The sequence below is a fragment of the Magnetococcales bacterium genome (assembly GCA_015231175.1).
In the GTDB taxonomy this organism is placed as follows: Bacteria; Pseudomonadota; Magnetococcia; order Magnetococcales; family DC0425bin3; genus HA3dbin3.
Genome location: JADGBZ010000091.1, coordinates 1 through 14,195, shown reverse-complemented (window position 1 = coordinate 14,195; position 14,195 = coordinate 1). Strand labels below are relative to the sequence as shown.

Sequence of the window (14,195 nt, the reverse complement as noted above, 5' to 3'; positions counted from 1 at the left end):
GTAACTGTTGCGTAGACAGGAAAATTTCTTGATCCCTGACACCTTGCGGAGTTGAGTCAGATGAAGAGATCACTCAGAGTATTGGCCGTGGCTGCACTGCTGACCGGTGCGGTGGTGATGATGGCTGACCATGCTGCCGCCGGGTGGGGTGGGTATCCCGGCTATGGCTGGGGTGGCCCCGGTTACAGTGGTTGGGGTGGTGGACCCGGTGGTTGGGGTGGAGGTTACCCCGGTTACGGTTGGGGCGGTGGTTACCCCGGATATGGCTATCCCGGATACGGCTATGGCGGTGGTTACGGCCATGGCGGACCTTATGGTTGGGGTGGTCCGGGTGCCTGGGGAGCTGGATCCCAGAGATGGGGTGGACCCTACGGACCCGGACCCTACGGTACGGGTGGACCTGGGCCCTACGGCGCAGGTGGAACGGTCCAGGATGGTGCACAGGGGGCAGAGGCTTCCGATGCATCAGGTGGAGGAAACAGCAGCAACCAGCTGCCCCCTACTACCAACCAGTCAGGGAAATAAGCAGAAAAGAGTTGTTTCAGGGGGACGGGAGGTGTCGTCCCCCGTTTTTATGATCTTGCCAAGGGTTCAAGCATTTTTTTAGCGAGTCAGACTTTCGTGCGTGGCTGGGTGGCGGATGATTGCGGAAATCGATTTGCGCCGAAAGCGGGGTTTCCCTCTTGGTTGTTGTGAGGAGCGTCAAAGGTCGGAACCCCAGGATGTTCAGCAGGGGATGGAACCCAAAGCATGATCACTGTGATCGGTAACCTGAAGGGTGGCTGTGGCAAGAGTACCATGGCTTTCAACCTGGCTGTCTGGCTTGCCAGCAAGGGGCGGGCGGTGGTTGCCTTCGATCTTGATCCGCAGGCGACCCTGAGCGATGTCGTCGAGGTGCGCCAGGATGAGGGCGTCAAGCCGGATATTCGCGTGTTCCGTCCTGAGAGTGATCCGACCAAGGTGTTCAAACAACACGGCGATGGAGAGATTATCGTCGATGTGGGAGCCTCCAACCTTTGGGCTATGCGCCAGGCGATCGGACTTGCCGACCGTGTTGTGATCCCGGTCCCTCCCAGCCAGGCCGATGTCTGGTCAACGCAGAGATTCTTGAATATTATACAGGAAGTTGTTCAAAGCAGGGATGCCAGGATCCAAACCAAAGAAAATAAAACAAAAACCAAAAAAAAGCCAGCAAGCCCCACTGTCCTGGTCTTTGTCAATCGGGCTGATACCCATCCAGGATTGCGGGAGTCTGAAGAGACCGCCGAGGCCTTGTCCGCACTTGAAGGGGTTGTGCTCCTGGAACATCGCATCTGTCAAAGAACATCCTATCGGCGCTCGTTCAGCGAAGGGCGGGCAGTCTTTGAGTTGCCAGGCGATGCGAAATCTGCCCAGGAGTTTTATCGCTTGGCCGAGGCGCTCTATCCGCTGGAATCTTCCCAGATTCGGGAAAAAGTGAAAAAGCCGAAGGAGGCCAAAATACATGCCTGACGCACCCGTCGCTGAACATCCTCCTGAGGGAACCGGGCAAACCGCTGATACGGCGGCAAAACCAGCGGCCAAAGGGAGTGCGTTCCACCCGGCTGGTCAATACCAGGAGTGCGGCAACTGCTCATCCCAGATCCTGGATCAGTTTGCCAAAAGCTTTGATAAGAGCGCCAGACGCTGGGAACTGGTCGTCTACCCCTCGCTGGCGGCTTTCATTGTCCTGGCCATGTATGGTTTTTTCCTGATCTACAGTCTGACCCAGGACATACGGCTCATGTCGACCTCCATTGATCCGCAAATGGGGCGCAACATGGGGTCTCTGGCGGCCAACGTTGGACACCTGGCCAACAATATTGAGTTGATGTCCACGCACCTGGAGTATATCAGCGACAATATGGAGACCATGTCCGTGGATATGCGGACCATGTCGGAAAACATTGATCACATGGCGGAAAATGTTGCCGGAATGAGCGGCAATATCCAGGGAATCACCCGCATCATGACGGAGATGAACGCCCGGGTCACGGAGATGTCCACCAAACTTGACAACCTGACACCCATCACCGCCAACATGAATGACATGTCCCATGCCCTGCGCATCATGACCAGCTCGGTAGGCCGCATGGGGTATGATATGAACAATGCAGCCCGCCCCATGAGTTTCATCAACCGATTCATGCCATGGTGATCCCATGCGACTCCCTTCGGACAGGCCTGACATTGTCGCCTGCCGATAACTTTGATAATCACCCTCACGGAAATATTGGAGAATACCATGTCCTCACAAACAAAGATGCGTTCTCTCCTTGCAACGGCTGCTGTTGCAGTGTTGTTGGCTTGTGCGCAAGGCGCGGTCGCCGATGATGCCAAGAACAATACGTTGCCTGTTACCCCCCCCAAGTCGCCTCAGGAGTTGCAACAGCGGATCGAGAGCAACGTCAACAATTATTGGCAGAGCAAACAGAACGCCTACGATGCGTGGCATCGTCAGGTGGATGTGGGCCAGGCCGCCAGGGAGCGGGCAGTTGATAACACCGAAACGGCTCGTGAGCTGAATACCCAGGCCAGAATCATGGATTGGCAGAACAATCAGCAAGCCTGGACTTCCGCGCAACAGCAAACACAGTCGACCTATCAAAAAGAGATGGAAAACAGCTTGAAATTGCAGGAAGCCATGATGGAGTATCGCCATCAGCAGGAGCGGATCCGCCTGGAGCACCAAAAATCCATGGTGGAAAATTCCCTCTCCCATCGGCAGGGTGGCCTGAATAATGCCATCATGACCCGCCAGAATGCCCTGATGACCAATACGGCTGGGGTCAACAACGCCCTCTGGGCCGAGCGGCAAGCTGTCATGAACCGGGAAGCACAGCAACGGGCGTATCTGCAACGGGCCACAGGAGGTCCGGTGCATGATGTCATGACGCCTGCGCAGAGTGCGGTGCAGGCTCCTGCGCAAACCCAGGCCCAGGCCAAACCCCAGGCTCAGCCAGCCAAGTGACGGAAACGAAGCCTTGATATGAAGGCTTTTTTCGGGGCGTTGCCCCGGACCCCACCAGGAGGAAGGGCGCAGTCCTTCCTCCTGGACCTCCATCCCAGTCTTTTGATGGTCTTTTTGGTGCTCCGCCCCAAACCCCGCCAGGAGGAAGGGCGCAGCCCTTCCTCCTGGACCCCCCATCCCAGTCTTTATTTTTACCCTCGGAAGATGGGCCGCAGGGAGAGAAGTGGCGGCAGAGAGAGTGGGGCTGTGACCTTGCCAACCATCCGTTCGCGGACGAAGGTGTTCAGATCGTCCACCGTCAGGGTACGTTGGCCCTTCTCTTCCCGGATCCGGATCGGCAACTGCCCGGACTCCATCTCTTCGCGCCCCACTACCACGATCAAAGGAATCCACTCTTTCTCGGCAGCGCGGATGCGGCGGTTCAGGGATTCACCCCGCTCGTCGATATCCACCCGTGCCTGGATGCGCGTGGCCAATTCCTGACAGTAGGCCGTGTGCTCCTCGGGTTTGATGGGAATCAGGCGCACCTGCGTCGGCGCGAGCCAGAAGGGAAAATGGCCGCGCTGCCCCTTGCTCATGCCAATGGCCTGTTGCTCCAGAATGGCGTACAGGTTGCGGTCGATGGAACCGGACAGGGATGTGTGCAACATGAGGGGGGTGTGATCCTGACCGTCTGGACCCACGAAGGTGATGCCAAAATCTTTGGGATTTTCCACGTCGATCTGCACGGTGGAGAGGGCCGATGATTTGCCCTGGCTATCCACGACGTTGATCTCAAACTTGGTCACGAAGTAAAAATAGCGTCGTTCCCAAAGCTCCAACAGGATGGGACGCCCGGCCTTGCGGGCCACTTGAACCGCATAGTCACGGTTGGCGTGGTAAAAATCGGCCACCGCCCGCAACCCGATTTCACATTGGTAGTTGAGATCGGCAGCCCAATTCAGGGAGAGGTCGACATGGGTCAGGAACTCGTCGACGGCCTGATCGATATCGCGACACAGGGTGTGCATGTCAGGCATGGTGAAGGCGCGTAAACGCTTCAGGCCGGTCAACTCGCCGCTCTGCTCGCGGCGGAAACTGTAGTGGGTCAGTTCGTAGAGCCGCAACGGCAGGTGCCGGTAGGAGATGTTCATGTCCCGTTTCATGAGGTACTGACCGAAACAGGCCGCGAAGCGCAGAAAATAGCTCCCCTTGTCCGATTGCAGTTGATATTGCCGGGCGGGAAACTTGTCGAGATACTTGGAAAGCGCCGGATGGTTGCGGTCGTACATGATGGGGGTTTCCACCCGCATCGCGCCCAGCCGGTGCAACTGCTCGGAAACCTGGTCCTCCAGCAGCTTTTTGATCAGATAGCCTTTGGGATACCAGCGAAAATTGCCCGCATCGGAGCCGGGTTCATAATCCACCAGTTCATGTTCCTGCATGAGGCGGATATGGGGTGGGGGCTCTTCACTGAGGCGGGAACCCGCAGTTTCGTAGCGATAAAACTGTTCCAGGCCCTTGTGTTGGGAAAAATTGAAGCTCTCGGCAGGAAACTCCTCCCCTTCCGGGGTGAGGACGATCCAGGTGCTTTTTTTGCGGGATTCGTTTTTCAGGGCGGAAGATTCGGCGGGACCGCCGCCGGCGCCAGGTTCCAGCGAGCGGACCGCTTCGGAAAGTGGATGCCCTTTGACCTGGATGTCAAATCCCTTGTACCAACCAAAAGGGGCGCGTCCCACATGGCTGAAGGCGGGATCCTGGCGGCAAAGATCGGTCAGGCGGTCCAGGACCGCCACTGCCGGTCGTGGTGATTCCAAATTGCCGGAAAGGTGGGCATAGGGGTAGAGCATGATCCGGGTTTCCTGGATCTGGGCGCACTGGTCGCGGATGGCTGCCAATGCCTTTTCCGCCATGGCGCCCGGGTCGTCGCCATCCCCTTTTTCCACGGCGATCATGCAGACGAGCAGTTGTTCCATCTCTCCGGCGCGGTCGCTTTCAGTCAGGGGTTCGAGCCCCTTGCTGATGGCGGTTTCGCCCGTGACGTGGTAGCGGAAGTGGTCGGCGTGGAGCAGCAATATTTTCATGGGGCGTCAGATCCAAAAAAACGTTTGAAAAACTGGGATGAAGGTCCAGGAGGAAGGGCTGCGCCCTTCCTCCTGGTGGGGTCCGGGGCGAAGGCCCGACAAAGGTTTTCACGTCGAGGCCTTTCTTGAACCGGTGGGGTTCGGGGCGAAGCCCAGACAAAGGCTTTCATGTCCAGGCTTTTCTTGAAAGGGTGCTGAATCATTACGAAAAAGGTAACTATTCACCATTCGCCAACGAATCGGGGTCCAGGGGGCTGGCTCCCTGGCGGGTCAAGGGCAGAGCCCTTGCGGGGTTCGGGGCGGAGCCCTGACAAAGGCTTTCATATGGGCTTTTCCTGAAAGGTCGATGAGCTGTCATGAAAAAACATCTTAATTGTTTTTGCAATTCATGCGGCTGGTCAGACTGGAAAAAGAGCCCGCCACGACGGTATCGTCATAGTTGTTGACATTGGTGGAACTGGACTCTTCCACCGAATATTGCCGCATGATGCGGTCTGGATTTTCAAAGCAGAGGGCGTCGTTGCCGTTGAGGGTGGTGTCGTTCATGCCATCGTACTTGTTGTCGTTTTTATCGGCGTCCTCCGAACCCGAGGTGATCAAGGCAAAGGGGACCATGATGCCGTTGGCACAACTCGAATTGGCATTGTTGCCGTCCCGGGAGGTCAGGTTGGCTACGTGAAGATCGGTGGTGGCCACAAAAGTACTGCTTGCCAGTTGGGTCAATTTTTTACAGAAATAGGTGCGGCTGATCGTGGTGCCCCAGGCGGTTTGGTCGGATGTACCGACCTCATCGGAGGCCAAATCTTCCAACCGGGTGGCTGCACTGCTTGCGCGAATGAACACGGCGTATTTGATGGTATTGCCCCAGGCGTCTTTGCCGGATGCATCTCTCTTGTCGGAGCCGCTGGTGTTTCTTCCGGCAGAGAGCCCCAGGGTGATGATGGGCAGATCGCCAGATTTGCTGCTGCAAGTGTGACTGGCCACGTTTTCGACACCATCGTTATCGGTATCCGGGCAGGGAAGCCGGTTGTTGGTCAGGGCAAATCCCTCGATGGCCTGGCGAACCTTGTCGAGCTGGCCTTTGGTTTGGGTTACCTTGGAGGTGAAGATCATGTCGGGCCCCATGGTCATGCCCATGGAGATGATCAGGCCAACGACGACCAGAACAATGGAAAGCTCAATCAGGCTCATGCCGGCGGCTGGATGCGCCGCAGGTGAGGAGATGTGGGTAAAAGGAAGTTTCTTCATGGTCATTTAACCGATTTGGCAAGCGGCATTTTGTGCCCTTGACTTGAACATCATCGGAGCCGGAAGCCCTTGGAATCTCCATAAGCCCGAGGGCAGCGCATGGGACGATTGCCACAGCAACCCTGCTTCCCCACTGCGGCAACTATACCGGTCCCCTTGTCACAATGCCACTTGAATTGTTTTTTGCGCCTGGTCGTTCGCCTTGCCATGCGGAAAAAGTCGTAGGAGCCAGCCCTTGGACCCCGATGCGTGGCCGGGTGGTGAATCGTTACAAAAAGATCAACCAGATATCCCCCCAAATCAGGGTCAACAGCGTAATGGGTACCCCGGCAACCAGGTAGGCCCGGAAGGAGAGAAGAACACCTTGAGTTCGGGCGCTTTCGGCGACGATCAGATTGGCCACGGAGCCGAGCAGAGTCAGGTTGCCGGCGAAGGTCGTGGCCATGGCCAGCGTCAACCAGGCCATTTCCGGGGCAGGCGCCTGGACCACCACGGGGCGCAGGAGCAAAACTGCCGGAACGTTGGAAACGAGATTGCTGAGGATGGCCCCGGTGATGGTCAGGGATGGAATGTCCAGATGGTGTTCGACGCCCAGGGCATGGAGCAGCCAACCGCTCAGTCCGATGCTTTCTACCGCCCCTGTGACCACAAAAAGGGAGGCGAAAAAGACCAGCAATCCCCAATCCATTTCCCGAAAAACCTGCTCGGGCGGCATGTGTCGCGTGATCAGCAGCAGGGCAGCGGCGCCCAGAGCTGCCAAAGCCACCGGTACCCCTGCCAGCAGGGAAAACAACAACAGCATCGTGGCGACGAGGCTCTTGCGCAAAAGATTTTGTCGGGGTGGCATCGTTGTGCAGGGGGCGGATGGCGGCGCGGCGACGGGATCGGTTTTGACCGGCCTGGCTGGTGATTGCCAAGCCTGGCGGTAAAGAAGCGCCAACACGCACCAGGCGATGACCACCCCCCCCAAAGCCACCGGGGCCAGTACGGCCAGAAAACGTTGGTAGGAGATACCAGAGGCGATGCCGATGAGCATGTTCTGGGGATTGCCGATGATGGTGGCCACGGAACCGATGTTGGCCGAGACCGCCAGGCCCATGAGAAAGGGCACCGGTGGCAGGCCGGCGCCCCGCGCCACCGCGACCACCAGGGGTGTCAGCGCCAGAACCACCGTATCGTTGAGAAACAAAGCCGATAGCAAACCGGATACCAGCATCAATCCGGCTAAAATGCCAGGCGGCGCCATGGATTGGGAGAGTGTCCAGCGGGCTGCCCACTGAAAGAAACCGGCATGTCGCAAATGGACATTGATCACCATCATGGCCAGCAGCAGGACGATGGTGTCCATGTCGATGGCCTGATAGGCAGAGGCGCGTGAAATGGCCCCCGTAAGCACCAAAACCGTTGCCCCCACCAGGCAAATGGTGGCCCGGTTCATGGCAAGTCCGGGCAGCCGCCCCATCGCCACGCCTGACAGGGTTATGAAAATAACGGCCAACCACAGCAGTTTGAGCAATGAATCAAGCGGCATTTGGATGCAAAACGGCCACTTTGCAAGTGGCCGTGATCGTTTGAAAGGATTGGTCGGGGTGAGAGGATTCGAACCTCCGGCCCCTGCGTCCCGAACGCAGTGCTCTACCAGGCTGAGCTACACCCCGACATGGTTCGCCCCGGACAAGGGAGAGAAAAATCCTTCGGTATCCGGCAGGCAGTGGGAGACTAGATCTCTCAGAAGCTGCGGTCAACGGAAAAATCGGCCAACATGATCAGGGCCTCTTTTTCTGGCGAAGATCGACACGGCTCCAGAACGGCTTTGGCCTCGGCTGCAAAGCTGCGCGCCCGCTCCATGGCATACTGAAATGCCCCCCTCTGGCGGATCAAGGCAATGGCGTGATCCAGACTGTCGGGGGCAATCTGGCCTTTTTCGATGGTCTGGACCCAGAAAGCCCGCTCCTCCGGTGAGCCTTTGGCGTAGGCATGGATGACCGGAAGGGTGATCTTGCCTTCCTGGAAATCGTCACCAATGGTTTTGCCCAGTTTTTCGACTGTGGCTGCATAATCCAGGGTATCGTCCACGACCTGGTAGGCAATGCCAAGGCAGGTGCCAAACCTGGCCATGCGTTCCACTTCCGCCTCGGGAGAGTTGGCGAGAACGGGACCGATCTGGCAGGCGGCGGAGAAAAGGGAGGCGGTTTTATTGGAGACCACCGCCATGTATTTCTCTTCGGAAGTTTTCAGGTCATTGCTGGCCACCAGTTGCAGCACTTCGCCCTCGGAGATGATGGCACAGGTGTCGGCAATAATCTTGAGAATTCTCAGGCTGCCATGGTTGACAAGGAGCTGGAAGGAGCGCGAAAAAAGAAAATCTCCGACCAGGACCGGGGCCTTGTTGCCCCAAACCGAGTTGGCGGTGGCCATGCCACGGCGGGTGTTTGATTTGTCAACCACGTCATCGTGCAGCAGCGTGGCGGTGTGAATGAACTCGATGACAGCCGCCAGCAGGGCATGCTCATTTCCCTGGTAGCCGAAAAGACGGGCCGAGAGCAGGGACAGAATGGGCCGCAACCTTTTGCCGCCACTCTGGATGAGATGGGTACCCAGGGTGGGTATGAGCTCCACCTCGGAATCGAGGTGTTGGCGGATGAGATGATTGGTTTGTTCCAAGTCTGGGCCGATCAACTCACGCAGACGATTCAATACTGATTGCGTATGATCTGTCATGAAGAACCGGGCTCCGGCTGGAGGGGAGTGTCTGGAAGATTCCTTGCCGGGTTTGTTCACTCTTTCCGGCTGGGACCGAAGGTAAGAATCGCGTTGTGCTGCGTCAAGTGTTCATTTGCCGGTCACTCCAATTTTGGTGAACCAAAAAATCCTGGGTGTACGATCATGGAGCGAAAAAACCATTCCGAAGGGGGCACGGCTGTGCGTGCCGGTTGGCCCTGGACGGGAAAAACGATTCGCCTGGCTTCGGCATCGCCACGGCGGCTGGCGTTGTTACAACAGGTCGGGATCGAACCACAGGTGTGGCCGGTGATTATCGATGAACACCCCCGATCCGGGGAGTTGGCGGAGCACTATGTGGCGCGCATGGCGCAGGAAAAGGTGCGCATGGCCCTGGATCCGGGCGCCGACTTTGCCCTGGGCGCCGATACGGCTGTCGTCCTGAACGATACCATCCTGGGCAAGCCCGCCGATGCGGGACAAGCACACAGAATGTTGACCCTTCTCTCCGGGCAACGCCACCAGGTTTTGACGGGAGTAGCCCTTTACCGGTTGCACAACCGGCACGGCCTGACCCGGGTGGTGGCAACCGATGTCTGGTTCAAGGAGCTGTCCACCCAGGACATCACCACCTACATCGCCACCGGAGAGCCCATGGACAAGGCCGGAGCCTATGGCATTCAGGGTATCGGCGCCTTCATGGTGCGCCGCATCGAAGGCTCCTTCAGCGGTGTGGTGGGACTGCCGCTCATGGAAACGCTCGCCATGCTCTCCGAGCTGATGGAGGACTGACGTAAAAATGCGCAGGACAACCGTATTTGGCATAGGTCTACCCGAGGCCAAGATCGTTTTTTGGAATTGGGGTCCAGGGGGCTGGCTCCCTGGCGGGTCAAGGGCAGCGCCCTTGCGGGGTCCGGGGCAGCGCCCCGTTTTGTTTTTGTACGCCCCCCTTCTCCCAGGCCTTTTTTGCGCTGTTGGCAAAAAAGGCCCAAGGGGTGGGCCTTGGTCTGCCTTCTGGCGCGTTTTTTTGCGCCAGAAGGCAGACGCATTGCAGGTTTTTAAAAAAACGGGTCAGCAGCACGCCATTTCAAATGCGATTGCCCTGAAAAAGCGATCATGGCCTCTTGACAGGGGTGTATTTTTGATAATAATGGGTCGTTTTCCGTGGCATACGTCCGGCAATGTCCGTGGCTGCGGAGTGGTCCAGGAAAGGGATATTTTGGGTCTGCAGCGGAGGATTTCCCCATGATTGCGGTAGTGCGAACCGGCGGCAAACAATACAAAGTGGCGGTCAATGACGTTTTGCGCGTGGAACGGCTGCCGGGAGAAAAGGGGGAGAGTGTGACCCTGGAGGATGTCCTGCTGGTCACCGGTGACAGCGGCATCCAGACGGGCAGCGCCGTCGCCGGGGTCAAGGTGACGGGCCGCATTTTGCAACAGTTGCGGGACAAAAAAATTCTGGTGTTCAAACGGCGGCGGCGTAAAAATTATCGCCGCAAACAGGGACACCGGCAACATTTGACCGAGCTCCAGATCACCAGCATTGGGGCGTAGGTACGTCCCTGGCTGTGCGACCTGGTGTCAGACGGGTATGCCGCTGACGGGCATGTCCCATTGGTTTTGCAAACGAGGCGATGATCCCGGGCCACCATGGATGGGCCGGTCATGCGCACCATCGGCGATGACAAGGGAGTGAAGTCATGGCACACAAAAAGGCGGGAGGCAGCTCCCGAAATGGCCGCGATTCAGCGGGAAAACGGTTGGGTGTCAAACGTTTCGGCGGCGAGGCGGTCGTACCTGGCAACATTCTGATCCGGCAGCGGGGGACCAAGGTCTTCGCTGGCAACGGCGTTGGCATGGGCCGCGACCATACTCTTTTTGCCCTCGTCGGCGGCAAGGTGCTTTTCACGGCAAGCGGCAAGCGGCAGTACATCAACGTCGTCGCCTCCTGACAAGGAAATCCGGCACCCGGCCATTTCAGGAAGGCCTGAAGAATCAGGCCCCGGGGGGGTGACGCCCCGGCGGGTCCAGTGAGCTTCCCGGTGGCTTCGGGGCGGAGCCCTGGCCCGGTCTTTGAATGGGGTGCATGGGTTGCCATGCGTGCGGGGGAGTGGCCGGGGGCTGCTTCCCCGCTGTCGTTTGGGGTTGGTCATGCGCTTTCTGGATGAAGTCAAGATTTTTATTCGTTCCGGTGACGGCGGTGCCGGGGCCGCGACCTTCCGGAGAGAAAAATATATCCCGTATGGCGGTCCCAGCGGTGGTGATGGCGGACGCGGTGGCGATGTCGTTTTTATTGCCGATCCTCATCTGAATACCTTGATCGATTTTCGCTATCGCCAGCACTTCAAGGCGGAGCGGGGGCAAAATGGGATGCGTGCCTGCCGGACCGGTCGTTCGGCTCCGCCTCTGGAGGTGCGGGTACCGGTCGGGACTCTGGTTCGTGATGACGCCGATGGCCGGATTTTGTGGGACTGCACCACCCCGGGTGAGCGGTTTTTGATCGCTCCCGGAGGCCAGGGGGGGCGCGGCAACACCCACTTCAAAAGTGCCACGAATCAGGCCCCCCGCCAATCCGATCCCGGGCGGTCGGGGTTGGAGTTGTGGGCGCGTCTCGAACTGAAACTGCTGGCGGATGTTGGTCTGGTGGGCATGCCCAACGCCGGTAAATCCACATTGATCTCCGTCATATCGGCGGCCCGGCCCAAGATTGCCGACTATCCCTTCACCACGTTGGTGCCCAATCTGGGTGTGGTGCGCGTTGCCGATGATGAGAGCTTTGTGGTGGCCGATATCCCTGGTTTGATCCGGGGTGCGGGCGAAGGGGCCGGGTTGGGACATATCTTTTTGCGGCATGTGGAGCGGTGTGCTCTGTTGTTGCACCTGCTGGATGCCGAACCACCTGATGGTTCCGATCCGGTGGAAAATTTTCACGCCATCGAAGCAGAACTGGCCGACTACTCCCCCCACCTGGTCGCCAAGCCCAGAATGCTCGTGGTCACCAAGGGGGATCTTATCGATGCCGCCCGGGCCCGGGCCCTGAAGAGAGATCTTGCTGTTTTCGGCGAGGTTGCAGTTCTCTCCGCCGTCAGCGGGCAAGGGGTGCGTGAGTTGGTTGGCCGGGTGGCCGTGCGAGTCCGGGAAATTCGTGCGACCGCCGATGTGGTCAGCATCGCTGCTTTGCCGGATGCACCGACCCGGGCAGGACAACAGGGTCGTGTGGGGCTGCCTGATGAGGTGAATGGGGTGGAGGAAGTGGAAGAAAACGGCGTGACATGCTATTGGGTGCGATAAATCGAGGTCCAGGGGCTGGCTCTCTGGCAGGGCCTTGGACGGCGTCCTGGCGGGGTTCGGGGCGAAGCCCTGGTAAAGGCTTTTACGTCCAGGTTTTTCTTGAAAGGGTGCTGAAATAGTTACGCCCCGACAGAGGCTCTCATATGTCCATGGAGAAGAGACTCCGGCAGGAGTGGCAACAGGTTGCCGGTTCCCGGCGGGTGGTGGTGAAGATCGGTTCCAACTTGTTGACAGCGGGCGGTTCTACCCTGGATCAGGCATGGATTGCGGCCCGTTGCCGGGAGGTGGAGGCCTTGATTCAGGAGGGACGGCAGGTGGTGATCGTCACCTCCGGGGCTGTGGCAGCGGGAAGGCCACGCCTCAATCTCGGACGCCCCCTGATCTCTTTGCGTGAAAAGCAGGCTGCGGCAGCCGCAGGACAGGGATTTTTGATGCGTTGCTACGAGGAGGCTTTTGCCTCCCTGGGACGCCATGTGGGGCAGATATTACTCACCCGGGATGATGTGGCTCACCGGCGTCGTTACCTCAACGCCCGGGATACGCTGGAAACCCTCCTGCAACTGGGATTGGTGCCCATCGTCAACGAAAATGACTCCGTGGTCGTGGCGGAGATTCGTTTTGGTGACAACGACACCCTGGCGGCCCTGGTGGCCGGTCTGATCCAGGCGGATCTCCTGATTCTGCTCTCCGATGTGGATGGTCTTTGCGATGCCAATCCACGTTTTGATGCAACGGCACGCCGCATCCCGTTGGTCGAAAGGGTTACTCCGGAACTGGAAGCCCTGGCAGGCGGAGCTGGTACATCGGTCGGTTCAGGGGGGATGGCGACCAAGTTGCGGGCAGCGCGTAAGGCGGCCCGCAGCGGCTGCCGCACGGTGTTGGCCAACGGATTTCGCGACGACCCCATTCGTACCATCTTTCACGGTGAACCTTTGGGCACCCTGTTTCTGGCCGAATCCGATGCCATCAGTTCCCGCAAGCGTTGGATTGCCGATGGTTTGCTGGCCGAGGGGGAGTTGATTCTGGATCAGGGTGCGACCCATGCCTTGTTGTCAGGCCGCAGCCTGCTCGCCAAAGGCATTCGGGATGTTGTGGGGAACTTTGACCGGGGGGATGCTGTTTATTGTTCCACGCCACAGGGTGAACACACGGCCAAGGGCCTTGTCAACTACAACGCCGATGACCTGCGCCGCATCGTTGGTCGCCACAGCGCCGAATTTGAAAAAATATTGGGCTTTATCGCCGATGAAGAGATCATTCACCGCAATGACATGGTCATCTTGCAGGGCAATCGCATTTGACATGGGTCCACCCGAGGCCATGATCACCTTTTGGAATCGGGGTCGTAACTGTTCACCACCCGACCACGAATCGGGGTCCAGGGAGCTGGCTCCCTGGCGGGTCCAGGGCAGCGCCCTGGTGGGTCCAGGGCAGCGCCCTGGTGGGGTTCGGGGCGAAGCCCTGACAAAGGCTTTCATATCCAGGCTTTTCCTGAGAGGGTACTGAATAGTTCTTATATATGGAGGATTGAGAACTCCATCCCGGTCTTTCGATTTTTCTTTTGGGGCCTCCATGCGGGGATTCGCCATGAAATTTATCGATCCAAAAATCGACTTTGCCTTCAGGAAGATTTTCGGCAGCGACGATGCCAAGGATATTTTGGTGAGTTTTCTGGAGAGCCTCCTGGGGCTTGACGGAGACCGCCGCATTGCCGAGCTGACCATCCTGGATCCCTTTTTGGCCCCGAAAATCCGGGAGCTGAAATACTCGGTCCTGGATGTCAAATGTCGCGACCACCGGGGCATCACCTACATTGTCGAGATGCAGATCCAAAAGGCGACCGCTTTCCTGAAACGGATTCAGTACAACGCCGCCAAAGCCTA

General features: G+C 58.2%; 14 protein-coding genes and 1 tRNA gene. 10 read left to right on the top strand and 5 right to left on the bottom strand.

Going from position 1 to position 14,195, the window contains the following annotated elements; genetic code table 11:
• Nucleotides 1-60: 60 nt before the first annotated feature.
• The 4 genes from HQL63_14240 to HQL63_14225 all read left to right on the top strand — a co-directional run bounded on the left by HQL63_14240 (nt 61) and on the right by HQL63_14225 (nt 2,989).
• The gene (locus tag HQL63_14240) at nt 61-525 is read left to right on the top strand and encodes a hypothetical protein (protein MBF0177987.1); all 465 of its coding nucleotides are present in this window, start codon (nt 61-63) and stop codon (nt 523-525) included.
• A 225-nt stretch (nt 526-750) separates the two neighbouring features.
• The gene (locus tag HQL63_14235) at nt 751-1,491 is read left to right on the top strand and encodes an AAA family ATPase (GenBank protein MBF0177986.1); all 741 of its coding nucleotides are present in this window, start codon (nt 751-753) and stop codon (nt 1,489-1,491) included.
• Complete coding sequence (locus HQL63_14230; protein ID MBF0177985.1) at nt 1,484-2,176, top strand: hypothetical protein; 693 nt, start codon at nt 1,484-1,486, stop codon at nt 2,174-2,176. Before HQL63_14235 ends, HQL63_14230 begins: the two co-directional genes overlap by 8 nt.
• An 87-nt stretch (nt 2,177-2,263) precedes the next feature.
• Complete coding sequence (locus tag HQL63_14225; protein MBF0177984.1) at nt 2,264-2,989, top strand: hypothetical protein; 726 nt, start codon at nt 2,264-2,266, stop codon at nt 2,987-2,989.
• A 191-nt stretch (nt 2,990-3,180) separates the two neighbouring features.
• On the opposite strand, the gene HQL63_14220 is transcribed toward HQL63_14225, so the two are convergent.
• The 5 genes from HQL63_14220 to HQL63_14200 all read right to left on the bottom strand — a co-directional run bounded on the left by HQL63_14220 (nt 3,181) and on the right by HQL63_14200 (nt 9,021).
• Entirely contained in the window at nt 3,181-5,052 is a 1,872-nt protein-coding gene (locus tag HQL63_14220; protein ID MBF0177983.1) for a threonine--tRNA ligase, read from the bottom strand.
• Nucleotides 5,053-5,421: 369 nt separating this feature from the next.
• A complete protein-coding gene (locus tag HQL63_14215; GenBank protein ID MBF0177982.1) occupies nt 5,422-6,300 on the bottom strand; it encodes a type II secretion system protein in 879 nt (292 codons plus the stop codon).
• A 268-nt stretch (nt 6,301-6,568) separates the two neighbouring features.
• Complete coding sequence (locus tag HQL63_14210; GenBank protein MBF0177981.1) at nt 6,569-7,831, bottom strand: anion transporter; 1,263 nt, start codon at nt 7,829-7,831, stop codon at nt 6,569-6,571.
• A gap of 50 nt (nt 7,832-7,881) precedes the next feature.
• Nucleotides 7,882-7,958 (bottom strand) — tRNA-Pro (locus HQL63_14205).
• Between the two features lie 70 nt (nt 7,959-8,028).
• A complete protein-coding gene (locus tag HQL63_14200) occupies nt 8,029-9,021 on the bottom strand; it encodes a polyprenyl synthetase family protein (protein MBF0177980.1) in 993 nt (330 codons plus the stop codon).
• 165 nt (nt 9,022-9,186) lie between these two features.
• Here HQL63_14200 and maf point away from each other — a divergent pair, with 165 nt between their 5' ends.
• The 6 genes from maf to HQL63_14170 form a co-directional block, all read left to right on the top strand.
• On the top strand, nt 9,187-9,813 hold the full coding sequence (maf, locus tag HQL63_14195) for a septum formation inhibitor Maf (protein MBF0177979.1): 627 nt from the start codon (nt 9,187-9,189) through the stop codon (nt 9,811-9,813).
• A gap of 453 nt (nt 9,814-10,266) precedes the next feature.
• Nucleotides 10,267-10,575, top strand: a complete 309-nt coding sequence (gene rplU, locus HQL63_14190; GenBank protein ID MBF0177978.1) for a 50S ribosomal protein L21 — start codon at nt 10,267-10,269, stop codon at nt 10,573-10,575.
• Nucleotides 10,576-10,721: 146 nt separating this feature from the next.
• Nucleotides 10,722-10,973 carry a 50S ribosomal protein L27 gene (gene rpmA, locus HQL63_14185; protein MBF0177977.1) on the top strand — a complete coding sequence of 84 codons (252 nt, stop codon included), beginning with the start codon at nt 10,722-10,724 and terminating at the stop codon, nt 10,971-10,973.
• Nucleotides 10,974-11,172: 199 nt separating this feature from the next.
• Entirely contained in the window at nt 11,173-12,312 is a 1,140-nt protein-coding gene (obgE, locus tag HQL63_14180) for a GTPase ObgE (protein ID MBF0177976.1), read from the top strand.
• A 149-nt stretch (nt 12,313-12,461) separates the two neighbouring features.
• Complete coding sequence (locus HQL63_14175; protein MBF0177975.1) at nt 12,462-13,613, top strand: glutamate 5-kinase; 1,152 nt, start codon at nt 12,462-12,464, stop codon at nt 13,611-13,613.
• Nucleotides 13,614-13,899: 286 nt separating this feature from the next.
• Nucleotides 13,900-14,195, top strand: a 296-nt coding sequence (locus tag HQL63_14170) for a PD-(D/E)XK nuclease family transposase (GenBank protein MBF0177974.1), incomplete at its 3' end; no start/stop codon positions are given.